Source organism: Chitinophaga sp. OAE865, from assembly GCF_040546735.1.
Taxonomy (GTDB): Bacteria; Bacteroidota; Bacteroidia; order Chitinophagales; family Chitinophagaceae; genus Chitinophaga; species Chitinophaga polysaccharea_A.
The window spans coordinates 5386988-5412785 of the sequence record NZ_JBEPOF010000001.1; the positions used below are offsets into that span (position 1 = coordinate 5386988).

Annotated in this window: 21 protein-coding genes; 11 read left to right on the forward strand and 10 right to left on the reverse strand. The window is 48.6% G+C overall.

All coding sequences use genetic code 11. The annotated features are described in order from the left end of the window. Positions 1-7: 7 nt before the first annotated feature. The 4 genes from ABIE50_RS21560 (at position 8) to ABIE50_RS21575 (ending at position 4900) form a co-directional block, all read left to right on the forward strand. Positions 8-1168, forward strand: a complete 1161-nt coding sequence (locus ABIE50_RS21560) for a DUF5000 domain-containing lipoprotein (protein ID WP_209859785.1) — start codon at positions 8-10, stop codon at positions 1166-1168. A gap of 25 nt (positions 1169-1193) precedes the next feature. Next, positions 1194-2381: a DUF4998 domain-containing protein gene (locus ABIE50_RS21565; protein ID WP_209859783.1), complete on the forward strand. Its 1188-nt coding sequence runs from the start codon at positions 1194-1196 to the stop codon at positions 2379-2381. Between the two features lie 11 nt (positions 2382-2392). Next, positions 2393-3742, forward strand: a complete 1350-nt coding sequence (locus tag ABIE50_RS21570; RefSeq protein ID WP_209859781.1) for an alpha-L-fucosidase — start codon at positions 2393-2395, stop codon at positions 3740-3742. Between the two features lie 453 nt (positions 3743-4195). After that, positions 4196-4900, forward strand: coding sequence for a 3-keto-disaccharide hydrolase (locus ABIE50_RS21575; protein WP_142688460.1), 705 nt, complete (start codon positions 4196-4198; stop codon positions 4898-4900). A gap of 1 nt (position 4901) precedes the next feature. Here the strand turns inward: ABIE50_RS21575 and ABIE50_RS21580 are convergent, their stop codons facing one another. The 5 genes from ABIE50_RS21580 to ABIE50_RS21600 form a co-directional block, all read right to left on the reverse strand. Next, the gene (locus ABIE50_RS21580) at positions 4902-5930 is read right to left on the reverse strand and encodes an MlaD family protein (protein ID WP_209859778.1); all 1029 of its coding nucleotides are present in this window, start codon (positions 5928-5930) and stop codon (positions 4902-4904) included. A gap of 3 nt (positions 5931-5933) precedes the next feature. Continuing rightward, on the reverse strand, positions 5934-6707 hold the full coding sequence (locus tag ABIE50_RS21585) for an ABC transporter ATP-binding protein (RefSeq protein WP_354028113.1): 774 nt from the start codon (positions 6705-6707) through the stop codon (positions 5934-5936). A gap of 2 nt (positions 6708-6709) precedes the next feature. Continuing rightward, entirely contained in the window at positions 6710-7504 is a 795-nt protein-coding gene (locus ABIE50_RS21590) for an MlaE family ABC transporter permease (protein ID WP_209859777.1), read from the reverse strand. A gap of 203 nt (positions 7505-7707) precedes the next feature. Continuing rightward, positions 7708-9762, reverse strand: a complete 2055-nt coding sequence (locus tag ABIE50_RS21595) for a TonB-dependent receptor (protein ID WP_354028114.1) — start codon at positions 9760-9762, stop codon at positions 7708-7710. A 93-nt stretch (positions 9763-9855) separates the two neighbouring features. After that, positions 9856-10674 (reverse strand): serine O-acetyltransferase, encoded by an 819-nt coding sequence (locus ABIE50_RS21600; RefSeq protein ID WP_209859775.1) that lies wholly within the window; start codon positions 10672-10674, stop codon positions 9856-9858. A 252-nt stretch (positions 10675-10926) separates the two neighbouring features. On the opposite strand from ABIE50_RS21600, the gene ABIE50_RS21605 reads away from it, so the two are divergent. Then, positions 10927-13407, forward strand: coding sequence for a YfhO family protein (locus ABIE50_RS21605; protein WP_209859773.1), 2481 nt, complete (start codon positions 10927-10929; stop codon positions 13405-13407). A gap of 90 nt (positions 13408-13497) precedes the next feature. Continuing rightward, positions 13498-15846 carry an ABC transporter permease gene (locus ABIE50_RS21610; protein WP_209859771.1) on the forward strand — a complete coding sequence of 783 codons (2349 nt, stop codon included), beginning with the start codon at positions 13498-13500 and terminating at the stop codon, positions 15844-15846. A gap of 6 nt (positions 15847-15852) precedes the next feature. On the opposite strand, the gene ABIE50_RS21615 is transcribed toward ABIE50_RS21610, so the two are convergent. The 4 genes from ABIE50_RS21615 to ABIE50_RS21630 all read right to left on the reverse strand — a co-directional run bounded on the left by ABIE50_RS21615 (position 15853) and on the right by ABIE50_RS21630 (position 20239). Beyond that, positions 15853-16368, reverse strand: coding sequence for a response regulator (locus ABIE50_RS21615; RefSeq protein ID WP_209859769.1), 516 nt, complete (start codon positions 16366-16368; stop codon positions 15853-15855). Between the two features lie 182 nt (positions 16369-16550). Beyond that, positions 16551-19160 carry a PAS domain S-box protein gene (locus tag ABIE50_RS21620; protein ID WP_209859767.1) on the reverse strand — a complete coding sequence of 870 codons (2610 nt, stop codon included), beginning with the start codon at positions 19158-19160 and terminating at the stop codon, positions 16551-16553. A 111-nt stretch (positions 19161-19271) separates the two neighbouring features. Further along, positions 19272-19763 carry a DUF421 domain-containing protein gene (locus ABIE50_RS21625; protein WP_209859765.1) on the reverse strand — a complete coding sequence of 164 codons (492 nt, stop codon included), beginning with the start codon at positions 19761-19763 and terminating at the stop codon, positions 19272-19274. Further along, complete coding sequence (locus ABIE50_RS21630) at positions 19760-20239, reverse strand: inorganic diphosphatase (protein WP_209859763.1); 480 nt, start codon at positions 20237-20239, stop codon at positions 19760-19762. The genes ABIE50_RS21625 and ABIE50_RS21630 overlap by 4 nt, the downstream gene beginning before the upstream one ends. A 123-nt stretch (positions 20240-20362) precedes the next feature. On the opposite strand from ABIE50_RS21630, the gene ABIE50_RS21635 reads away from it, so the two are divergent. Next, on the forward strand, positions 20363-20587 hold the full coding sequence (locus ABIE50_RS21635; RefSeq protein ID WP_142688450.1) for a hypothetical protein: 225 nt from the start codon (positions 20363-20365) through the stop codon (positions 20585-20587). An 84-nt stretch (positions 20588-20671) separates the two neighbouring features. Here ABIE50_RS21635 and ABIE50_RS21640 read toward each other — a convergent pair whose 3' ends face one another. Next, the gene (locus tag ABIE50_RS21640; RefSeq protein WP_209859761.1) at positions 20672-21460 is read right to left on the reverse strand and encodes a helix-turn-helix transcriptional regulator; all 789 of its coding nucleotides are present in this window, start codon (positions 21458-21460) and stop codon (positions 20672-20674) included. Positions 21461-21553: 93 nt separating this feature from the next. On the opposite strand from ABIE50_RS21640, the gene ABIE50_RS21645 reads away from it, so the two are divergent. Genes ABIE50_RS21645 through ABIE50_RS21660 form a run of 4 tightly spaced genes read left to right on the forward strand, consistent with a single transcriptional unit; the run spans position 21554 to position 25782 of the window. After that, complete coding sequence (locus ABIE50_RS21645) at positions 21554-21802, forward strand: hypothetical protein (protein WP_209859760.1); 249 nt, start codon at positions 21554-21556, stop codon at positions 21800-21802. Continuing rightward, complete coding sequence (locus ABIE50_RS21650) at positions 21799-23133, forward strand: TolC family protein (protein WP_209859758.1); 1335 nt, start codon at positions 21799-21801, stop codon at positions 23131-23133. Before ABIE50_RS21645 ends, ABIE50_RS21650 begins: the two co-directional genes overlap by 4 nt. A 34-nt stretch (positions 23134-23167) precedes the next feature. Further along, positions 23168-24190, forward strand: a complete 1023-nt coding sequence (locus ABIE50_RS21655) for an HlyD family secretion protein (RefSeq protein ID WP_354028115.1) — start codon at positions 23168-23170, stop codon at positions 24188-24190. A gap of 2 nt (positions 24191-24192) precedes the next feature. After that, a complete protein-coding gene (locus tag ABIE50_RS21660; RefSeq protein WP_209859754.1) occupies positions 24193-25782 on the forward strand; it encodes an MFS transporter in 1590 nt (529 codons plus the stop codon). Positions 25783-25798 lie beyond the last annotated feature (16 nt).

A 25798-nucleotide genomic window follows, 5' to 3' on the forward strand; every position in this document is an offset into this window, starting at 1 on the left:
ACGCAACATGAACATCAATAAATATATACTGCCGATCGCCTGCCTGTTGCTGGCAGCAGCCTGCAAAAAAGAAACCCATCAGCCGGTAAATACCTCCGGCGAAAAACCGGGCGTGATCACCAATCTTAATGTGACCAATATGCCCGGCGCTGCAAAGATCACCTACAGCCTGCCTGATAACAAAGATATCCTGTATGTGAAAGCCGTGTATGATATACGGAAGGGAGAGAAACGCGAAATAAGATCATCTTACTATAATAACTTCCTGGTAGTGGACGGCTTTGGCGATACCGCCACCCACGAGATCTCATTATACGTGGTAAGCAGGAATGAAACTGCTTCCGACCCGGTTACCACGAGGATCAAACCTCTATCGCCCCCCATGCTGAACGTCCGGAAATCGCTGGAAATAAAAGCAGATTTCGGTGGTATCAATATCAGTTTTAAGAATGATACCAAAGCAGATATCGCCATCGTAACCCTTACCACTGACTCCACCGGCGTATTCGGCTCCACCGATGTGCATTACACCAAACTGCAAAGCGGCAACTATTCCATCAGGGGCTTTGCCGCAGAGAAAAGGAAGTTTGGTTTTTATGTGCGCGACCGCTGGGGCAACCAATCGGACACCATTATACAGGAGCTGCTGCCCATCTTTGAAAAGCTGTTGGATAAAGCGAATTTCAAAGAAGTAAAATTACCGGGAGATGTAGATTATGGCTGGGGCCTTCCTATCCCCAATCTCTGGAACGGGACCTTATGGCATTCGGCAGATAAGCTCGATGGCATGCCCATGTCTATCACCTTTGACCTTGGCGTTACCGCGCAACTGAGCCGCATCACCCTGTGGCAACGCCCCAACGAATGGATCTACCTGCAGAACAACGTGCGCAAATTTGAAATATGGGGCTCCACCAATCCCGCTTCCGATGGCAGCTGGGACAGTTGGACCCGCCTGGTGGAACATACCGTGATCAAGCCTTCCGGCCTGCCGGTAGGACAAAAAACACAGGATGATATAGACGCCAGCATTGCCGGTGAACAAATGACCGTACCACTGGATGCACCGCGCGTAAGGTATATCCGTATAAAAATACTCCGCACCTGGACCGATGGCGGATATGCCGCCAACATCCAGGAAATGAAGTTCTGGGGTAACGACAAATGATGATCATCTACCTAAAAAAAATTCTATGCGCATACTTCATTATATACTACTTGCCAGCGTGCTGCTCATCAGCGCCTGCACCAAGCAGAACGACTATAAAAAATACCTGGGCAACGGCGAAATACTCTATACCGGTAAAGCCGACTCCCTCCTGGTACATGCAGGCCGTAACCGCGTACAGCTCTCCTGGCTGCTGATCTCCGATCCGAAGATCAGTCGCGCCAAAATATACTGGAACAACCGGAAAGACTCCGCCCAGCTGGATATTAAACGTACCAGCGGTGTAGACACCATCCGTTACATTATCAGTAACCTGGAAGAACGGGCCTATACCTTCGAGGTATACAACTTCGACCGCGACGGCAATACCTCCGTTCGCTCTGAAGCCACCGGTTTCGTATACGGTAGTTTTTATGAAGACGCCCTGCTGACCAGGGCTTTCAGCAATGCAGAAATGAAGAACGGGCAGGCGGAAATAAGCTGGGCCAACATCGACACCACCGGCGGTATCATTGGTATGCAGCTGCAATACACCAGCAGCGACCATGTAGCCCACGACACCGTCATTGCCGCCGAACCGGAAGCACAGGTAACCGTGCTCCCCAACTATCTTTCTATGAGCAGCTTCCGCTACCGCACTTTATACCAGCCCGATAAACTGGCCGTAGATACTTTCTATACCCCCTTTGAAACAAAAGCCGTAAAAGAGGATATCACGCAAACGTATATACGTAATCCCGGCTCGCCGTTTGAACTGGATAATAATAAACCGTTTGGCGGCCGCTTCGGGCAGGTGAAAGACTGGCAATACAACGCCGAAGCAGAAAAGAACGGCACCTACGATAACATTGGCGGCACCGGCCGCCTTACCCTCTGGATCTGGGACAACGGCCCCATCACCAACGGTAAGATATACCAGACCTTTACCCTCCCGGCGGGTGAATACCGCTTTGAAGCAGAAGCCTCCAACATCGACAACACACTGGAAAATACCTGGCTGCTGGTAGCAGCAGGCAACACCCTTCCTGATGTGGAACAGGTAAACACAGCGCTCGGCTCCGCCAGGTTCGTAAACAACAATAATAAATATGCATCCGCAGCTTTCACGCTTACGGCGCAAACCACCGTTACCGTTGGGTTCACCGGCACCCTTTCCAATCCATCACAACAAACCATCCGTATCAACAAAGTATTACTGATCAGAGATAAATAGCAACTAATATCATGAACAAACAACTGAGGAAACTAGGGATCATCCTGCTCTTATGCAGCCCAATTGTTACACTGCAGGCGCAGGAGAAAAAAAAGATAAGCCAGGAAACAGCGGCCCAGAAAGAAAAACGCATGGCCTGGTGGACGCATGACCGCTTCGGTATGTTCATCCACTGGGGCCTGTATGCACTGCCCGCACGCCACGAATGGGTGAAGCACAACGAACGCCTCACCAACGAACAATACCAGAACTACTTCGACCTGTTCAACCCTAACCAGTTCGATCCCAAAGCATGGGCCAAACAGGCAAAGGCGGCAGGCATGAAGTACGCCGTGCTCACCACCAAACACCATGAAGGCTTCTGCCTGTTCGATTCAAAGTTCACAGACTACAAAGCCACCAACACACCCGCTCACCGCGACCTGGTGCGGGAATTCGTAAACGCATTCCGCGCGGAAGGCATTAAGGTAGGCTTTTACTATTCTTTAATCGACTGGCACCACCCGGATTTCACTATCGACGGTGTGCACCCCCAACGCGTAGATAACGGCGCCGACAGCACCTACGCCCGCCTCAATAAAGGCAGGGACATGAACAAATACCGCCAGTACCTGCACAACCAGATCACGGAACTGCTCACTCAATACGGCAAAATAGATATCCTCTGGCTCGACTTCTCCTATCCCGGCAAAAACGGCAAAGGCAAAGACGACTGGGATGCTGTAAACCTGCTGAAAAAGATCCGCAAACTGCAACCCGGCATCATCGTAGACAACCGCCTCAACCTGGAAGAATATGAAGACGGCGCCGACTTCCTCACCCCCGAACAGGTGAAAGTAGAAGAGCTGGCACAGTACCGTGGCAAAACATGGGAAACCTGCCAGACCTTTTCCGGCTCATGGGGCTACTACCGCGATGAAAACTCCTGGAAAAGCACGCACCAGCTGCTGGAACTGCTGATAGGCTCTGTAAGCGGAGGCGGTAACCTCATCCTCAACGTAGGTCCCACCGCCCGCGGCGTGTTCGACTATCGCGCACAAAATGCCCTCGGCAATATTGGCGAATGGATGAAAGGCAACAGCGAATCCATTTATGGCTGCACGTATGCACCGGATAATTTCAGCACACCGAAAAATACCATGCTTACTTACAATCCCGGTACCAGGAGATTGTATGTACACCTGCTCGGGTACAGCAGTAAATTATCATTACCGGGGTATAAAGGCCGCATTAAATACGCACAGCTGCTGCATGACAACTCCGAGGTGAAGTTCACTGCCGATGGGGATGATATTGTACTGACACTGCCGGAGAAGCAGCCTAATGTAGAGATCCCCGTGGTGGAGCTGGTGCTCAATTAGGATGGCCTGGCGCCTTCGGCGCCTGTGCGGAGGTTGTCTGACTCAGGATTATGATGATTTAAATGATTTGACTGAGTTTGATTTTGGATTTTTATACGTGGATGATCGCCTTTCGGCGATGCGGAGGTTGTCTGGCTCAGGATTGTGGTGATTTCGCTGATTATTACTTTTGGGATTTTATTTTATTTATTTTAGGGGATAGAAGTGTTTTTCTTCTATCCCTTTTTTATATAAAAGAATCAGCGTAGTCATCATAATATGATGATTTTTTTATTTATTTCAGGGATAGAGGAAAAACACTTACAAGCCAGCAATATTAAAATGTACCAGATAAAAAGCCTGTTCGATCAATGAACAGGCTACCATTAAAAAGAACAGGATATCATTTTAGCGGGGAGCCCGTGGAAATGAATTCATATATTTATCTTTTGAAGATCCTGATAAATTTCCTTTATGAAGAAATACCTTTTCCATTCCCTTACCGCTGCCGCCCTGCTGGCCGCCTTTACCAACGTAAACGCACAAACGCGCAGCCTGTTCAATTTTAAAGACCTGAGCGGATGGCATATTGATGTTCCCGCCATGGATAAAGACCCCAATGTGAAAAGCCCGTTCATTATAAGGGACGGCGTTTTTGTAAGCCTGGCCAATCCGCAGGGGCATATTATTACAGACAACAGTTACGAAAACTTCCGCCTGGAAGTACAATACCGTTTCCCCGGTAAACCGGGCAACTGCGGCGTACTGGTGTTCGCTTCCACCCCGCGGGTGTTATATGGTATGTTCCCGAAATCTATTGAGGTACAGCTGCAACATAATGACGCCGGCGACTTCTGGTGTATCGGGGAAGATATTACCGTACCGGATATGGAAAAACGAAGGGGGCCTAAAAGCGAATGGGGCGCGGTAGACGGCAAGCAACGCCGCATTATTAATCTTACAGACAATTCCGAGAAGCCACTGAAACAATGGAACACCATGATCATTGAGTGCGTGGGCAACGCCATTAAAGTATGGGAGAACGGTGACCTGGTAAACTATGGCACCAACGCCACCGCGGGTAAAGGACAAATTGCGCTGCAGGCAGAAGGCTCCGAAGTGGAGTTCCGTAAGGTAGCCCTTACCCCTATTACCGCTTTCTCTGAAAAGGGACGCTGATCTATTTCTGTTGCTGGGCCTGGCGCTCAGCCTTTTCTTTTTCTTTCTGAGCTTTCCTTTCCCGTTTGGCCTGTTTACGGAAGTAGCCACGGAACAGGAAGTTGTTCCTCAGCGCCAGCATATTGGTATCCAGTTTCTGTGTGCTGCTTTCCAGGTTATAGATGGTTTCCTTAAAGGCATCCGCCAGCAGGGTATCTTTCAGGAGCATGCCTACCGGCGCTTCGGGATCATCGAGATTGGCGCGTACACCCTGGCTGGCAAAGCGCAGGTCTTCCACCGTTTTATTGGCATTGGCGGCAGCGCTGTTCATTTCGGCAACGGCTGTACGAAGTTGCGCAAATACCACGGTGTCTGTTACCAGGTCGTTGGACAATACCCCTTTGGTTTGCAGTTTGGATGCGTATAAAGACAAAGCCCCGGTAAGCCGGCGGGTATTTACTACGGCATCGTTGAGGCCGGCCATAGTGGTGTTCAGGTTTTTGTAAATGGTGTCTTCCGTGAGTAACCTGCCCAGGGTGCCTTTTCCATCTACGATACCTTTGGTGATCGTTTTCAGGTTGTTGGTGATTTCCACCAGGCTTTTATTGTTCACCTGGAGGGTGCTCATGATCTCTTCGGTGCTCAGACCGCTCACCACATGCAGCTGATCGCCGTCTTCGATCACCGGCATGTTGGGCGTGCCGCCGGAAAGCATTACGATCTTATTTCCCATCAGTCCTTCGGAGCTGATACGGGCTTCCACATCTTTATGGATAAATTCCTGCGAGGCTTCATCAATATTCATGACCACCAGGATCTGGTTGGTTCTCACAAAACTGATCTTCTTTACGGTACCTATCTTCACCCCGGAATACAGGATATTCCGGCCTACGGACAAGCCGTTCACATCTTTAAAATAGGCCTTCACCTGGATAGACTTGCTGAATAGTTTCTGTTGCTTGCCCAGCATCATCACTGCGGTAACAAAGATGGCAAGTCCTACGAATACAAAGATGCCTACAATAACGGCGCGTTTTTTTCCTGCTTCCATAACCTACTGTATAAAATTATAGTCGTAAAAACTTTTAATAAGTCCATCCTTCTCACTGAATACTTCTTCAAAACTTCCCTGGCGGACAAACTTTCCTTCCTCCATTACCGCTATCCTGTCGCCCACCTCTTTGGCGCAGGTAAGATCGTGGGTAATAATAATGGAGCTGGTATTGAACCTTTCCTGTACGGCCACAATCAGTTTATTCAGCTCCATACTGGTGATAGGGTCCAAACCTGCTGTAGGCTCATCGTACAGCATAATTTCCGGTCGCAGGATGAGGGTGCGCCCGATGCCTATTCTTTTTTTCTGGCCGCCGGATAATTCGGAGGGCATCTGGTTAATGGTTTCCGGTAGCCCGATAGCGTCCAATACAATATCGATCGTTTTACGGATCTGGTCTTTTGTCATTTCCCGGTTGTTGCGTTTCAGGGGAAAGGCGAGGTTTTCTCCCACTGTCATACTATCATACAGCGCACTGCTCTGGAAAGAGAAACCTACTTTAAGCCGCAGGGCGCGCAGGGCGGCATCTTTGAGCTGGTCTACCTCTTCCCCCAGTACGTTTACGGTGCCGGCATCCGGCTTCAGTAGTCCTATGATAATTTTTATCAGCACCGATTTACCCGTACCCGAACGGCCCAGTACCACTACGTTCTCCCCTTTGTGAAGATCCAGGTCGATGCCCTGTAATACATGTTTCTCTCCAAAAGATTTATAGAGGTTACGGATACTGATCACGGTTTCATTCATATCTATCTGGTGACCATTTGTTTTCATGACTAGCGGATGGAATTAAACACGTGAACAATAATTACTTCTTCTATAAATATGAGGAACATGGATACAATTACCGATACATTCGCTGCCTTACCCACTCCTGTAGTGCCCTGGCTGGCGTTAAAGCCCTGGTAGCAGCTTACTATGCCAATGGTAAATCCGTACAGGACAGCCTTGGTAAGCGCGGTGGTATAATCCAGGAAAGTGATCTGCGCAAAGGCGTTATCAAAAAATGATACCAGGCTGGTTTGCTCATGCGCATGCACATCGAAGTAAGAGCCCAGGCAACCAATGAGCGCATTGTAGAACATAAGCAGCGGCAGGCAAACCGTCATTGCAATAACGCGGGTAACCACCAGGTAACGGAAAGGGTTAATGGCAGATACCTCCATGGCATCGATCTGTTCTGTTACCTTCATGGACCCCAGTTCCGCGCCAATGCTGGACCCTACTTTACCGGCGCAGATCAGCGCGGCAATGAGCGGGGCCAGCGCTCTTACTACTGCAATGGCCACCAGCGACGGCAGCCAGGCCGTAACCCCGAACTCTGATAAAGTGGGGCGCGACTGCTCCGTGAACACCACACCGGTGATGAACCCTGTTACCGTAACAAGGGCCAGCGACTTATACCCCACCTGGTAACACTGGCGTACAAACTCCCCCCATTCAATCGGGGGGCGGAACGCCTCCCTGAAAAAGCGAGCAATAAAGACGGCGATGTTATAGAACTGGAGAAAAAAGCCATCAATTTTTGCGGTTATGACCGGCTTATCCGATTTTCCGTTGGTAGAATTCATCTTCTTGTAAATGCTTACCCACTTATTACAATTTTATGCCGCTTTTGTTAAACGGGCAGATGTTAATGTCAGGCCCCGCTTTGATACGTATTTTAAACCGGAGCCGCAGTAATGTGATACCTGTTGCGTGAGGATGTAGCTGCACAATACGGCTATTATCTTCCCCAACTTCAAAAAAATATTACTCATGAATAGTTGGATCACTAGAGCTGCATGCTGATGCCGCCAAAATAATTCCGTTTTGGCGCGGGATTGTAATAGCGTCCGCCAAAGGCATTGAGATCGTTGCCCAGGCTGTAGTTTACATTCAGCAGGTTATCGGCCCCGGCACGTATGCTGATATTGCAGCGGGAACGCAGGGGCAGTTTCCAGCTCACGTTGGCCTGCAGCAAATGATAGGCGCCGGCAAAGGCGGTGCTGGCATCGTTCAGCGGGATACTGCTGGTAAAAGTATGTTGCGCGTATAGGGATACTGCCGCGGGGAACTGCCATAGTAAACTGCTTACCAGTACATGCTGCGGTACACCGGTGAGGGCATTGCCGGAATAGTCTTTCCCATCGGCGCTTTGGTAGTGGCTGAACCGGAAGTCGCTCAGCGTATACCCTTCCTGCCATTTAATACCGCGTAATGCGCCGCGGCGCGACGGCTTCATCAGCCACCACATGCCCTGTACCTCTATGCCTTTCTGCTTAACGCCGCCGGCGTTGATGAAATATTCCTCGCCGCTGTCGTGCTGCCGGAGCACAATGGCGTTCTGCATCTTATAATAAAAGAACGCCGCATCCAGCATAGCGCGGTGGTTGCGGGTGCCTGCCCGTATGCCCGCTTCATAGTTCCAGCCGGTTTCCGGTTGCAGGGCGGTGTTGATCACGTTATCGGATGCACGAACTTCCGCGGTGGCCGGCGGGGAATATCCCCGGCTTACCGTAACCCGGCCTGATACCTGTGGCGTAAACAGGTACGACAGCGAGAAGCGCGGCATCAGCTGGGGTGTGAAATTTATTTTCGTGTGGCCGTTGCTGTTGTAGCGGTAGCCATAATAATTTAAACTGGCCGCCGCCTCGAATGTAAAGGCATTTACATTGGCCTGGAAGCGGGTAAAGAAAAAGTACTGCCTGGCTTTCAGTTTATCGGCGGCGATCACCGTATCGCGTTTGCCCTGCCTGTTACCATAATTAATGACATCGGTGGTGGTTTGTTGCCATTCTGCGCCGTTCAGCCATTTCCACTGGAAGATGGTATTACGTTGCGGATCGTTGGTCCATTGCAGGTAGGTGCGGAAGCCGGCGGTATTTTCATCCCGGGCTTCATAGTTGGTGATAAAGGGATTTTCAAAATGAGTGGTAGCCCCGAACACCGACAGCACATGTTGCAGGCGCGGTGTGAACTGCGCTTCGTGGATGAGCCCTCCCTGGAAGGTGCGGTTATAGATGCCTGCCTTTTGCGCCACTGCGCCGGGAGTGGCCGGCGTGCCGGGCCTGGCCGCGCGTGGATTGGCTTCGCTTTGCGCCAGGGTGAGCCCTCCCGGTGTGCGGTACGCGAGGTCGGAATAAAACGCCAGCAGCTTGAGGGCATAGCCGGGTTTGTATTCCCAGCGCTGGGCCGTTTGGGTGTAAGAGCGTTTCATGGCGGTATTTTCCCGGTAGCCGTCTGCCCGCTGGTAGCCCTGAAACACCTGTACCTGGTAGTTGCCAAACTGCTGCTGCCAGGCCACGCTGCCATGGAACAGGCCATAGCTGCCTCCCTGCAGGTTCAGCTGCAGGTGCGGCGTGTCTGCCGCGGCGGGAAAAAGATCGAGCCGCACCACGCCGCCGGAGTTGGCCCCAAAGAGGCTGCCATCAGGGCCTTTCAGTATTTCCGCGCGGGTTACTGCGTCGGCGTCTGCCAGGTTAAGATAAGTATTGCCTCCCGCATCCGTAAGCGGGATATCATCTGCATAAACTTTAATATTCCGGATGCCAAAAGGAGAACGGAGCAAACTACCCCTGATGGATAAACGATAACTGCCGGGCGATCTTTCCTCCATTCGTATACCCGGCACCGTATTTATGGCCGGCAGCAGGGAGGCGCCCTGCTGAAGCTGCATATCGGCGGGCGACAGGATACTCACGGCGGTGGGTACACGTTGCAGCGAGGCTTTTGAGTAATAGGACTGCACCACTACCTCCGGCAGCTGTTGCAGGGTATCCTGGGCCTTTAGCCCGGAAAAGGATAGCATGGTTAATACAATGCCCGGAGGCAAAACGCTCATTCGCATGTCGGTAAGTCTTTTTCCGCCATAGCCGGCGGTCTTCTTCCGGCTTAAGATATAAATATTTCTGCGAATGCCGCGGGGATTTGTGGGGAACCGTTATACGCCGCCGGTTTTGGTGGTGATCCTCACCTGGTGGGTGTTGAACACCTGCGAGTACGGGGGAACGCTTTTCGTGATAAAAACGCTGCCGCCAATAATACTGCCCTGCCCGATCACTGTGTTGCCGCCCAGGATGGTGCTGCGGGCGTAGATGATCACATTGTCTTCCACCGTAGGATGTCTTTTTACATCCGACAGCTCCTTGGTCACATGCAGCGCGCCCAGTGTTACGCCCTGGTAGATCACTACATTGGAGCCAATGATGCTGGTAGCGCCTATTACGATGCCTGTGCCGTGGTCTATAATAAAAGGTACATGAATGGTGGCGTTGGGATGGATATCGATCCCGGTTTTGCCATGCGCGTATTCGCTGATGATACGCGGCAGTACCGGTACATTCAGGCGGGTGAGCCGGTTGGCGATGCGGTAAACCGTGATGGCATAAAACCCCGGATAAGATACGATCACCTCGTTCACGCTGGTGGCCGCCGGGTCGTATTCATGTATTTTAGCCGCGTCCTGGCGAAGATGCTGATAAATGGTTCCCAGCGAGTTATAGAAGTCATTTACAATTTCTTCTATAGGTACCTCCCGTGGGTCAAGGTAACTTAACAGGATGTTCTCCAGGTCTATCTGGTTCTTTTTTAAGATGCCTTCATAGGAGGTTTGTTTGGGGAGATGATTGCCCGGGAATAAAAAACCAACCAGGTCGTTCAGCCAGGCGATGGCATCCTGTGCCGCCGGGGTAGCCTCCCATTCCGCGTGATGCGTTTTACGGAGCAAACTGATTAATGATTGGGTATGCCTGGTATCCATATACAGTTGTGGGATTTACCGGTAAGATATGAATAATCTACTAAATTAGTAGGGTAATCTTTTGAAGGAAGATAATTGTAGTTTTGCGCCTCACCCGTTTTTATGGGAAAAACTTTTTTACTTTCATCAGCCTTCTGCGGGCTATTGGTAGTGCCTCGGCAGCTGCTTAAAGTAAAACTTTAAGCAAAGGCATAAAAAGGTTGTTTACTTACATTAATCAACCTTTACAACACTATTGAAAACCAGCTAATTATGAAATCAGTACGAATTAACACTTTAATTCCACACCTTGGTGCATTGTTGCTGTTTGTGGCCCTGGCATTTGCATTTTGCAGTCCTGTACTGGAGGGCAAACAATTGTTGCAATCAGACATGGTGCACTACAAAGGCATGCAAAAAGAAGCAGGAGATTACTACGCTGCAACCGGCGATATTCCCCTCTGGACCAACAGCATGTTTGGCGGTATGCCTACCTATGTCATTTACACGGGCCCTTCTGTGAATAAAATTGGTTGGCTGAACCGGGCGTTTGCCCTATACCTCCCCAACCCGGTGGATATGTTTTTTGTACTGATGATGGGCATGTATGTATTCCTTTGCGTGCTCAACTTCTCCTGGTGGATACGTATAACCGGCGCCGTTGCCTATGGATTTGCCACATTCACCATCACCAGTATTGATGCGGGGCATATTACCAAGGTAATGAGCATGGCGTATATGGCGCCCATACTGGGCGGCATTATCCTCACTTACCGGAAGCAGTACCTGGCCGGCGGATGCCTTACTGCCCTGGCCGCAGCCTTGCAGATCTATAACAATCACCCGCAGATCACTTACTATACCGGCATCATCGCTTTGTGCCTGGCAGTGGCGGCAGGCATACAGGCCTTTCGTGAAAAACAGCTGCCTGCCTTTTTTAAAGCGAGTGCAATTTTAGTGGTGGCAGGCATCCTGGCCATACTCCCGGCGATGGACAACCTGCTTATCATGAAGGAGTATACCAGCTATACGATCCGCGGGAGCCAGTCGGAATTAACCAACGACCAGCCCGGCAAGCCGGCAAAAAAATCCGGCGGCCTCGATATTAATTATGCATTCCAATGGAGTTATGGCAAGGGTGAAACATTCACCCTGTTGCTGCCCCACCTGGTGGGAGGATCTACCAGTGAAAAACTCCCTGTCGGTTCGCATGTTTATCAAACCCTCACAGATATAGGCGTACCGCCTGAAAAAGCAGCCGAAGCTGTACAACGCCCCTCCTGGCAATTGTACTGGGGCGGGCAGCCTTTTACCGGCGGTCCTGTTTACATTGGGGCTATTATCTGCTTCCTTTTTGTACTGGGCCTGTTCATTGTGAACAGCTGGCATAAATGGTGGCTGGTAGCGGCTACGCTCATTGGCGTGTTGCTCAGCTGGGGCTCAAATTTCCCGGGGCTGAATAACTTCCTCTTCTATCATCTTCCCTTATACAGCAAATTCCGGGCGCCTACCATGGCCCTGGTAATACCACAGGTAACCATGGTGATCCTCGCCTGCTGGGCCTTACAGGAATTGTTATCCGGTAAGCAGACAAAAGCCTGGCTGCAACAGCACCTCCGCATGGCGCTGTATGTAACCGGTGGCCTGGTACTGCTGCTGGCCATTGGCGGCAGTATGGTATATGCCTTCAACGGCCCCGGCGATAGTAACTTCCTGGCCCGCTACACACAAATGCTGGGTGGCGAAATACCGGCAGCAAGGTTGCTGAATGCCCTCAAACAGGACCGCAGCAGCATTTTGCGGGCAGATGGCATCCGTGCGCTGGTCTTTATTCTTATTGCCTTTGCTGCGCTCTGGTTCTTCCTGAAAGAAAAATTAAAACCGGGGTACGCTATGGGCATCATTGCGCTCGCAGTATTGTTTGACCTGTTCCAGGTAGACAAAAGTTATTTGAATGAAGACAGCTTCATGGAAGCATCCAGCCTTGAAAATTATATAGCTCCTTCTCCTGCGGATGAAATGATATTGCGCGACAAAGATCCTTATTACCGGGTGCTCAATGTTACCACCAATCCTTTTCTTGATGCCAACACCAGCTACTTTCATAAATCGGTGGGCGGTCAGAGCCCCGCTAAGCTCTGGATCTATGAAGACCTGATTGAGCACCAGCTCACCAAAAACAATATGGCCGTGCTCAATATGCTGAACACCCGCTACTTTATTGTACCTGACAGGCAAAGCGGGCAACCTGTGGCGCAGCGCAATCCCGGCGCCCTGGGGAACGCCTGGTTTGTAAAAGCCATTCAATGGGCGCCGGATGCCAATTCGGAAATGAAGGCACTGGATCATTTCAACCCTGCTGATACTGTGGTTATTGACCGGCGCTTTCAGCAAACGGTTGGCGCCTTTACACCTGCGGCCGACAGTAACGCGCGTATCACGCTTAACAAGTATGGCCTCAATGAGCTGAAGTTTACCGCCATAAATACCGGTGCGGGGTTAGGCGTGTTCTCCGACATTTACTACCCCGCCGGCTGGAAAGCCTTTATCGACGGGAAAGAAACGCCCATCCTCCGGGTGAACTATGCCCTTCGGGGGCTGGTTATACCTGCCGGAAAACATGAGATCGTGTTCCGTTTTGAGCCGGCCACCTTTTTCCTGGGAAGAAAGATCTCCGCGGTTTCCTCCGTCTTATTACTGTTGCTGGTAGCAACAGGATTTATCATGACAGGGTGGAAACAATTAAAAAGATGATTTCATCACAGTAAATGTACTTTCTGTCACATTATAAATAAAACCGTCCGTGCCCTGGTTACTTTTATATAGCTCCCAAAAACTATCGCTATGTTTAAAAATTACTGGAGGCACGGCTGGAGAAATCTCCTTAAAAACAAACGTTCCTCTCTTATCAATATAGGTGGTCTTTCCATCGGTTTGGCCACAGGTATTATTATCCTGTTATGGCTCCATGAGGAATTCACTTATGATTCCTTCCACCAGCACCGGTCTGGTATTTATATGGTGATGACTAACCAGTATCACGATGGCAGGTGGTTTACCGGCGATGCCACTCCCGCCCCGTTGGCGGCAAAACTACAGCACGATTTTCCTGAAATAAAATACAGCTCCCGCCATGTTTACAGCGGGCAGCAACTGCTCAGCACCGGGCAAAAAAGTATTTACCAGCAAAACATGTATGCCGATCCGGATTACTTTAACATCTTCACCTTCCCGGCTGTTACCGGCGATCCGGTAGCCGCGCTCCGTGACCCTGGCGCTATCATACTTTCAGAAAGCGCTGCCCAAAGATTGTATGGCAACAAAGATCCCATTGGACAGATTATCAGGCATAATAACCAGCATAACCTCCGGGTGGCAGCAGTGATCCGTGATGCACCCTACAACAGTTCGGTTAAATTTGATGCAGTGCTCCCCTTCCGCCTTTATGAACTGGAGAACGCCGACTGGATTGACCGGTGGGATAATTACCGCATCGGTAACTATATACTGCTGCAGCCCGGAAGTGACCTGGAAGCATTCAATAAAAAACTGCGCAAGGCCATGCAGGCTACTGCGGCGGATACCACCAGTTACCTGTTCGCCTACCCGTTTACCGCGCTGCGCCTTCATAGCGGGTTTAAGAACGGCCGGCCAAGCGGGGGCCGTATAGAGATGATAATGCTGCTGGGCACTATTGGCTTCTTTATTTTGCTCATTGCCTGTATCAATTTTATGAACCTTTCCACCGCCCGTGCGGAGCGGCGTGCAAAGGAAGTAGGTGTAAGGAAAGCGATGGGCGCTTCCCGTACCACGATTATTTTCCAGTTCCTGGTTGAAGCGATGATCACCACCTTTGGAGCGCTGCTGCTGGCATTGCTGATCGTAAAACTGGTATTGCCGGGGTTGAACAGTATATCCGGCAAAAGCCTGCACCTTAACTTCCTGCACCCGGGAATGTGGGCCGGGATACTCCTGCTGGTGTTGTTCACCAGCCTGGTAGCCGGCAGCTATCCTGCATTTTTTCTCAGCAGTTTCCAGCCGGTGAAAGTGCTGAAAGGAGCGGTGTCGGCCCACCGCGGTAATGGCCTGTTCCGCAAAAGCCTGGTCACGCTCCAGTTTATCATCTCTATCTTTCTTATTATTTCCACCATCGTTATTTACCGGCAGCTGCAGCATGGTGAAAACCGGCCGGTAGGTTATAACCAGGACGATCTGCTGGAAATACCGCTGCGTGGTGAAATGACCGGCAAGTATCAGTTGCTGCGGGAAGAACTGCTGCGCATCCCTGAAATAGCAGGTGTATCGGCTGGTACAGACGACCTGCTTCATTTCAATGGCAGTACAGATGGTGTAAACTGGCCCGGGAAGACCGCAGATCAGAATTTCCCTGTCAATATTACCTGGGTAAAACACAACTGGGTAAAAACGGCGGGCCTGCAGCTGGCCTCAGGCCGGGATTTCAGTGAAGACTATGGCAGCGATTCCCTGGGCTGCCTGTTGAATGAAGCGGCGGTAAAGAAAATGGGATTGAAGGAACCGGTGGTAGGTACCCTGCTTGGCTCCAACCCTGTTATCGGGGTGGTAAAAGATTTTGTATCCAATAACCCTTACCGGGCGCCGGCCCCGCTGGTAGTTTACATGGGCACCGGGCCCATGAACCATATTTTTGTGCGGTTGCATAAAACGGAGCACCCGGAAAAAGTCCTCGCAAAAATAGAAGCGGCTGTTAAAAAGAACAGCCCTGAATTTCCTTTTGAATTCAGCTTTGTAAAAGAAGCCTACCAGGAAATGTTCACCGGTATGCGCTCAGGCGGGTTTATGCTCAACTGGACCAGCGGCATTGCTATCCTCATCTCCTGCCTGGGCCTTTTTGGCTTGTCGGCTTATCTTGCGGAACGGCGCAGCAAAGAGATCGGCATCCGTAAAATTATGGGCGCCGGTGTGGGCAGGATCTGGTTTATGCTGGCAAAGGAATTCCTGAAACCGGTGTTCATTGCTTTTGTGATCACGGTGCCGCTGGCCGTGCTGGCCATGGGCGAAACATTGCGCGGTATCGACTACCGCATATCGCTGCAATGGTGGATGTTTGCAGTAGCGGGCATACTTACAGCGCTCATTGCGTTACTCACCATCAGCTACCAGGGTACGAAAGCAGCGAGGGCGAATCCCGTAAAGGCATTACAATCTGAATAAAGCGGATCAGGAATGTGTGAGCAGGTGTTCCGGTACTTCCAGTAAAGACTGGGTTTGCAGTAACATCTCCTTCATCTTCATTTTAAAGCGGGTAGCCGCAGAGGTTTCGTCCTGTACTACAGCTTCATGCAGTTCGCTCCGGAAAAGCACCTGGAGGTTTCTTTTCAGCTTATGCACATCGCCTTGCTTGGCCAGGCCGGCGGCAAAACCGGCTTCGCGTATAGCCAGTTGCTGATCGGCATCAAAGGAGGCGGCATACCAGATAACAGGCACCTGTACCAGGCGTTTTATCTTTCTCAATTCCTTTAAAAACCGGGGCGTTTCATCTGAAGGCAGCAGGCTGTCTAAAAAGATATAGTCCGGGTTAAGGTCGGGGTGTTTTTTGAGATAGTCCAGTGCTTTACTGGTATTATCCTGCGCTATGCAGGCTTTGCTCACATTCAAAAGATCCAGTGCAAGATAGAACTGGTTACGCCGGTCGCGATCCGGATCAATTAGTAAGCTGATTAATTTCTCTCTCATTGCAGGGCATTTTAATGGCAGGATAAAATTGGTAACAATTCGTACTATGAAACAAACGAGGAAAAAGAAAAGTTGTAACTGCTGCAAAAGTACAGCAGGAAATGTTCCGGAAAAAATCAGCCGCCGGGATTAATGCGGCATTCTCCGGAAAACAAACACAATTAACAAAATCACAACACTTCCTATGCAGGCAGCACTACTTTAAAAACAGCTCCTGCATCCGGTACACCGGTAGCGTATATTCCTCCCTTATGATTGAGGGCAATTTTATTACACAGGGCCAGTCCTATTCCTGTTCCTTCATATGTAGTACGATCGTTCAGGCGCTGGAAGATCTGGAAGATCTTTTCCGCATATACCTGGTCGAACCCGATACCATTATCCGATACAATGATAGCGCAGTAGTTCAGTGTGCTGTCGAGGCCGGGAAGCGCAAGCACTTCTTCATGGCTCAGGGGTGTTGCATAGATACGGATCAGCGGTTTTCTTGCGGGCGATACAAACTTGATGGCGTTGCCTATGAGGTTGTGAAACAGCTGGTTCATTTGCAGGGGGCTTACAGCAAGCCTGGGCAGCTCTTCTGCAGCAATGGTTACCTCCTGCCTGTCAATCAGCACTTCAAAATCTGTTAATACATTCTTCAGGATCTCGTTAAGATCTGTTTCCACAAAAGGATCCTTTACGTGAATCAGGCGCGAGTAATCCAGCAGTTCGCTGATAAGCATTGACATACGTTTGGCGCTGTGCATCACTTTATCAAGATACATCCTCGAGGTATCAGAAAGAATATCTTTATTCACGTTGTACAACATGCCGGCAAAGGTGTGGATCTTGCGGAGAGGTTCCTGCAGATCATGGCTGGTTACATAGGCAAACTGTTCCAGTTCCCTGTTTGACTTTTCGAGATAGTAATTTGCCTCCACCAGCTCTTTGGTACGCTGTTCCACCATGGCTTCCAACCGTACCGCCAGTTGCATGTACTGGGCTTCGCTTGCCTGGAGCGCCAGGAACATTTTCTGTTGCTGGGAAATATCCCGGGCTATTTTTGATGCGCCGATCACATTTCCGTGTATATCTTTTATGGGGGATATAGTAAGGGAGATGTCGATCAGTTCTCCATCTTTTCTGCGGCGCTTTGTTTCAAAATGCTCTACCCTTTTTCCTGCGCGGAGTTGTTCAATGATCTTTGGCTCTTCCTCCAGCCTGTCTTCAGGAATGATAATGGTAATGGGCTTTCCTTTCACTTCTTCGGCCTTATATCCGAACAGCCGCTCCGCAGCCGGGTTCCAGCTGGTAATGATGCCTTCCAGCGTTTTACTGATAATGGCGTCGTCGGAAGATTCCACGATAGCAGCCAGCCGGAATATGTGCTCTTCCGCGTTCTTTTGATCGGTGATATCCACCAGCATATTCACTGCGCCTTCCAGGTTGCCGGCGCTGTCGAAGAGCGGATCGGGGTATGGCTGTACCAGCCGCCGGGTGCCATCGGGCCTTTCCACCATGATCACTTTTCCCCTCACCGGCATACCGCCTTTAATGGCTTCCGCCATGGGGCAGCTATCCAGTTCCACGGGCGTAACACCGTCGGTCTCAAATATTTTCCAGGAGCCACACCACATATCGGATCCCGCCACGGGGGTTCTGCCCCATAAATTAACGGCTGCATTATTAAAGAGGAGTACCCGTCCTTCCTTATCGCAGGTGTATACTGCTGCAGGTAATGCTTCCAGCAACTGCCGGTAATGCGTTCCTGCGTGCTGCAGGCGAAGCTTTTCCCGGCACCTCCTGATATCGGCGGCCATGCCGGGCAGGTAACCATGATAAGCTTTATGTACGGGGACCGGATTATGAAGGATTTGAGCTGCAGGTAAGTGGGCATAGCCTACGGGTATGGATACAGTACAGGTGGTACCCTGGGCGGGGATGCTGTCTATATGCAGCTCGCCGCCATGAATCGATAAGCCTTCGTTTACCTGGTTTAATCCACGACGGTGACGGACTGCTTCCTGCAATGTCGTCCGGATCTCTGATAACAGTCCGGGTGTAATACCGATGCCGGTGTCTGCAACGGAAAGCATTACACGGTTGCCCTCCCGGGTAAGCCTTACCGCCACGCCTCCCTGCAGCGTATAGCTGAGGGCGTTAGTAAGCAGCGACAATACGATCTGCTCCCAGATGTCCCTGTCTATATATATATCTTCCGGAAGTGTATCCAGGTTAATTACAAGGGTCAACCCTGATTCGCGGATCACCGGGTCCAGTTGTTCCAGTAATTCCCTGGTGAAAGCGGCAAGGTCTGTTTTAACAAACAAGGGGGCGTTCCCGTTATGCTGTGTGGCGCCCATGAACAGGAGCCCTGTATCGCCGGTATCATCCTTTACGGGGCTGCCGTTGAAGCTGCAGCTGCTGCCGTCGGGCTGCAACAGCTGCAGCTGCGGAACATTTGCGGGAGCACCTTCCGGGGAAGGCTGGGCGGCCGACCACAGGGCTGGCCATACCATTACGGCAGGTTGTCCCATGGACAAGGGATGCTGATTGCCAAGCAGTTCCCTGCATGCATCATTATATATAAGAATACTTTCGTTTCCCCAGCATAACAGCATAGGGTGTGCGGAAGAAAGTAAAATTTGAACACAGGTCTTTAAACTTTGCGACCACTGGTCCGCAGGCCCCAGTGGTGTAGCGGCCCAATTAAAAGAACGGATCAGTTCACCTGTTTCCCCGCCGGGAGGAAACCCATTTAACGCGGCGGCCGGTTCACTCAATTTTGCCTTTGTGGGGGCATTCATCATGGTATAAAATATAAGATCCTAAAAAAATACTGGTTGATCCTTGCTAAAGGGATGCCATTAAAATTCCACAACCAACTATAAAAAGCGTGTAATAAAATGCACAGTTTTCATTTACTCCCGTTTCAATATGAAACTTATTCTTCCGTTTGTTTCCATGTACGCCTGCGCTACTTCTGCCAGCGAGCCCTTCAGTGTTTCCAGCCTGAGGCTTTCCATCAGGTCGGATTCGCTAAGGCAGGCCTTGTTCATGTTTTCCCATTTAATTTCCCCCGCATCGTACAACAGCAGGGGCTTTCCTTTCACCAGGCGATTAACAGTACTGCTTTTCAAAGACATCCAGGCCAGGGCCTTGTTAATAGCCACCATAATGGAGGCAGCAGCTACAGTTCCTTTAAACGGCGAAGCGCCCACAATTACCCTGGCCAGTACTGCTCCCATTATAATTACAATAATCGTGTCGAAAGCAGACTTTTTCCCAAAAATACGCATGCCGCCCAGCCGGATGAGGACCAGGGCAACAAAATACATGACCACCGCCCTCACACACATCTGCAGAATGTCCAGCTGATCGCCTTGGCCCCACAGCGTAGCCAGGGTATTCATTTCTCAGGAAATTTTATCTGTTCATAGGCAGGAGCTGCTTCTATATATCCCAACGGGGTGAACTGTTTCCCTTCCTGCTCATTATAAGAAATAAAGAAGTGTTCTATTTCCCGGATGGTTTGGGCGGCCACTGCATCTATTCCCTTAAACACTTTTGATACTACGGGCACCGCTATGTAGCGGTCGTTCCGTACCACTGTGCCATCCCTTTCCTTTTGCTCGGCTTTTATAGCGCCCAGCAAACGGCATTTGATCAGGCAGCCGGGAAAGCTTTTGAATTCAGAGATCACCATCACATCCAGCGGATCTCCATCTGCTCCCCTGGTTCCAAGGATAAAACCAAAATCATAGGGAAAAGCCATACCGGCAGGCAATATTTTATTGAGCACAAAGAACCGGGATACAGGGTCATAATCGTATTTTTCACTACTCCCTTTTGGGGTTTCAATGACAACAGGTAACTCTTTAATGATCATACGCACATTTTGTTGGTCTTGTTTAATAGAATAAAGAGGACTCAACTGCGAAGAAACAAAAAAAGGACCAACCGGCACACATGAGGCATAATGATTGTACCCCAAAAAATAAACTTTGTAACTATGGACAGCTTCAGCATACAACTCAACAATCATGAAACAGGGGTTACTCGCCGGGATGAAGATGTATTTATTGTTCGTCTTCCTGAAAAAACAATTTACCTGGAAAAGCGGCAGGACAATGAAGGGGCTAACCACTGGTTTGAGCAGGGCAAGGATAATGAAACCACCCTTACTGCCGCTATAGGCGCCGCCATAGAGACCTGGCTGGCGAAAAATAATTCATGACCTGTTGCTACAGGATAAATATGATTAATTTCCCGAACATGTTATTTCTCCTGCCCGGCCCTGTCCGGGTCGGGAACCTTGTATCTATTTTGAAGACATGGCTTTGAATTCAGTTGGCCTCATGTTGGTCAGTTGCTGAAAGTTATTGCTAAAAGCAGATATATTGGAATACCCCACCTCATAGGCAATATCCGTCATATTCAGATTGCCATCTTTAATCAGTTCAATTGCCCGGATAATCCTGAGCATTTTTACATACTGGATAAATGTTATCCGGAGTTTTGTCTGGAATAGCCTGGTCAGACTCCTGACACTGATCCCGGATTGTTTTGCTGTTTCTTCCAAAGTAATGTTTTCGTTCAGGGTGGTCCTTAAACGATCTAAAATAGTATTGAGCCGCTGATCGTCTGTAGTAGGCAGCTGAATTGAGAATTTTTTAAGATCCTCTTTGGGAAGAAGATGCTTCAGGGTATTTAAAAACCTGTATTCCCATGATCCCTTAAAATAATTGCCCTGCCATTTTTCACTGAAGGATAACATTTCAGAAAGCAGTTTACTGACCGGGTAAATGCCCATTTCATCATAGAAGCCACCCAAACTTTTTCCCGGGAAATAAATATTAATGATATGCAGATCCTGTGTATTAAACATCAGGTTATGAGGATAATTTTTCGGGATCCAGAGATAATGGCTGGACGGAATATAGAAATCCCTTTCTCTTGTTTGCAGGTAGGCAATACCCCCAAACACCAGTAATAACTGGGCTTTATCGTGTTGGTGCGATGGCAGCCGCTGTTCTGTTTGTTGCCGTACCACCAAAATCGATTCAGGATACTGGTCAACGCTGGCGATCACCCGCTTAAGAAGTTTCATATGGCCAAAAATAACAAAAAATAGGCTTATTATATAAAATGACAGGCTGGCTATAAGAATAGTTTTGTGATGAAAATATTAACAACGCTCATTATGAAACAGAAAACAAGTAAGCAAAACAGCACGGCGCTTAATAAGCACCGTAAAGATCATGATGATAAAACACCACCATCAGCAAACGAATTCAATACACCAGACTTTTATATCCTTTCCGCATATTCCAATCCTTTTATACCGGTGGTTGACCTCTCCTTTGCCATGGATGAGTTAATAAAGATGGTAAAAGGCCTGTTCCCCGGCATATCAAAACATAAAAATACTTACCAAAACACAACTAAATGAATCTCTGTAAATCAATATTAAATTTATCGATCATCACATTTATATCCGTGCAACCTGTCGAAGCCCAGCTACCGGATACTGCACAGGTATTTACTTTGGAGGAGATCTGGAAAACTGTGACAGCTGGTAACCGTCAATTAAAACTCTCCCTTTTATATGTTGCAGAAAGTAAAATAAGCGTGCTTGAAGCAAAAGATCATCTTTTGCCGGAACTGCATGCAGGAGGAGATTTAAAGCTTAACTCAAAATTCCTTATTTACAACAACGGCCTGTTCTCTTCCCCGCAGAACGTACCTGTTTCCGGTTATGGATATGGCGTTGGCTATAATTTTAATGTTAATCTCTTTAACGGGGGAAAAGACCGGAGAAATATCAGGATCAGGCAGGAAGAGGAAACACGCAAACAATATGAATTTGATCTGCAAAAGAGCAATGTAAAATATAATGCCGCTGTTGCCTATTTCGACCTGTATAAGTTCCTTCATTTCCGGGATTTTATTTCCACGGAAATTTCCGCAGAAAAAAAGCAGATAGCGCTGATAGAAAACCTGCATAAGAATGGCATTGCGATGAAAAGTGATGTATTAAGGACTTCGGTTAAGCTATCGCAGCTGGAACTAAGCCTCTCAGATGTTCAAAAGAAAATTGATAACATCAAACAAAAGCTGAATATACTTATGGGGCGTAATAGTGAGCAATTGCTGGATATCCCTTACCAGGACAGCTTCAGCCCGGATACCGCGAAAGACGCCGGGTACGGCGACTATTTAGACATAGCGCTGAATCAATCTCCTTCGTACAGGATCGTAAACAGTGATATCAGGTTAAGTGACCTGAATATCAAACAGGTAAAATCCACTTTGCTTCCCAGCGTTTCATTGTATTCCAATTACAATTATACCTATCCTCAGATATCCTTCTATCCTTACTCCAACGACTTATGGGGATTTGGGCAAACAGGAGTCAGGGTACAGTTCTCTATTGATAACCTATACAGAAGCAAACATTCTATAGCCCATGCAAAAGTTATAAAAGAAGAGGCAAAAGAAAAGGCCGGTATAAAGAAAGATGAGATCGCCATACAGGTAAATGAAGCTTACCTGCAGCAGCAACAGGCTTTGGAAAGTGTAGCAACGGCAGAAAAAAATATAGCAATGAGCATTGAAACGGTCAGGGTGATCAGGAACAGTTACCTGAACCAGGAGTCACTTCTGACCGATCTTCTGGATGCGGAAAATGAGCTTCTTGAAGCAAAATTCAATTTAACTACCGCACAGGTGAATGTAAAACTGAGTCATATCAGGCTATTGGCAATAACAGGAATACTTTAATATAAAAACTATGAATAGCAATAAAACAGATAGAATGATCGTAGTCATCACCAAATACCTGGGAATCGCCTTATTGGTCGCATTCATTATATGGGGAGGCGTATATTTCTTCAGAGAATACCGGTATGAACAAACTAATGATGCACAAATAGATGCTTACCTGTCGCCTGTAAACGCGAAAGTAGGTGGTTACATCAGTAAAATTTATTACCAGGACAATCAGCAGGTTAAAAAGGGCGATACGCTTGTTGTTATAGAACCTGATGAATACAAACTGAAAAGAGACGCTGCATCGGCAGAACTGAAGAGCTCAGGCGCGAAATTACCCATCCTGGCGGCCAGTGAGGAAACGCAGATCAAAAGCATTGCAGTTATCAAAGCACAACTGTCGGGTGCAAAGGCAAAACTGGATCAACAGCGGAAAGAATACGAGCGCTACAAAAATCTTCTGGCCGGCGAGTCGGCGACGCAACAAAAATTTGATAACGTAAGTTCATTGCTGGCCATCTCCCAATCCGACTATGAACAAACGGAAGCCTCCTTACGGGTAGCTGAATCCAGGCTGAACGACATCAGGGCGCAACGTTCTGCTATAGATGCGGAAATCAGGATCAAGGAAGCTTTGCTCGGAAGACAGGAACTGGATATTAAATATACGGTGATCACAGCGCCGTTTGACGGACAAGTGGGTAAAAAGACCATCCAGGAGGGACAATTGATACAACCCGGGCAAACACTGGCTTTTTTAGTGAACAGATCAGAAGAAAAATGGGCCATTGCCAACTTCAAAGAAACACAGATCAGTACCTTCAGATCAGGTCAGAAAGTAGCTGTTGAAGTAGATGCATTTCCGGGTGAAAAGTTCAATGGATTGATTGAATCCCTTTCTCCCACCACCGGTTCCCGTTATTCGCTCCTGCCGCCTGATAATGCCACAGGTAATTTTGTTAAAATCATACAACGCATCCCTGTTCGCATCAAACTGACCGATACACCTGAAAAACTTGCTAAGCTGTCGGCCGGCATGAATGCCAATGTTTATGTAATAAAAGATTGATAATGCAAACACATAAAATTCCTGTTTTCAACTCCTGGGTGCCCGAATGGCTGGCCAGATCGGTTATATTTTTCATACTGATGACCTGCCTGTTCAGTTTTGCCCTGTTTAGCAGCCCGGTAGCCATGATGGGTTTCTACGGTGTAGCTGCTACTGATGTACAATATGCTATGGTGGTTATTTACGGCTCAACGGTTGCTTTCCTGGCGCTTGATGCCCGCATCCTGAAATATTTTCCTCCACGTAAATACCTGTTGATTGCACTTGCCACCAATGCCGTCTGCTCTTTGCTCTGTTTCCATACCAGGAGCTGGACGCTTTTAATGATGTGCGAGTTTGTACAGGGAATTACCTGCGCACTTATGTCCGGTATTGTATTGAACCTGATTTTCCCGCGTTTACACTCCACACGGGCAAGGGTTATAGGCTATACCATACTTTACGCGGGGATACAGATATCTGTACCTTTTTATTCCATTTACAGCAGTGCCATGCTTCATTTCTTTGATTTCAACTGGTTATTTTATGGTTTAAATGTTTTGCTGGCAGCCTTAACATTTATTGTGCTGATAACCATGAACGGGAAAGCAAGATTCTTTAAAAAGATCCCGCTTTACCAGGTAGACTGGCTGGGCTACCTGTTCTATCTGTCTTTTATCCTGGTATTGGGATACATCCTGGTATACGGACGGCAACTGGGATGGTACGGCAGTTCTGAGATCCTTTTTCTCAGCCTGTGTGATATATTGATCCTGTTCCTTTTTATAACCAGGGAGCTAACACTGAAGCGGCCATTGATCAACCTGCATATCTTCAGGACAAAGAATTTTGTTACAGGTTTACTGATGCTTTTTACATTCTATATTTTCAAGGGAAGTACCGGGCTTACATATGGGTATCTTGAAGCCATCCTGGGAAATGATCCGCTCAGCACCATTCCTATATGGATAGCTGTCATCCTGGGAACCGTTATCGGTATGTTTGTTATTTCGCGGTTCGTACTAACGGGCTATAACCTGGTTAAGATCATCATTACAGGTTTTGGAATGATGGGGCTGTATTATGTTTATATGCTCCTTTTTGTTTCGGTGCAGGGGGAAACAGCTGATTTTATATTCCCTATGTTTATCTATGGTATTGCAACAGGAGTATTGTTTGTTCCGATAGTTTCCTTTACCGTATCTGCAGCGCCGCCAAAGATCGCATCAAACGCCTCACTTATTGGTATTTTTGCGAGGTTCACCGGGTTTACAGCCAGTTTAGCGCTCAATAATGAACTTCAGTTATATACCAAATCTGCGGTTAGGGAGAAAGTACGGGAAACGCTGATGGAGACTCATCCACGGTTGCCGGTTGTTCTAACGGATCTTCAACACAAATACATCAATGCCGGCAGCGATCTCTATACGGCCAAAGGAGCTTCAGAAGGCTACCTCAATAACCTGGTAAGGGAGCAGATACTGGCACGCGCCATACGTGATTATTATGACCTGATGCTTGCTGGTGTGGTTTGTGTCATCGTGGTGCTGTTATTACTTCCACAGATCCAACATGTGGTACTTAAATTAAGGAAAGGAAATATCCCTTATTAAATAGCACCCCATAGGT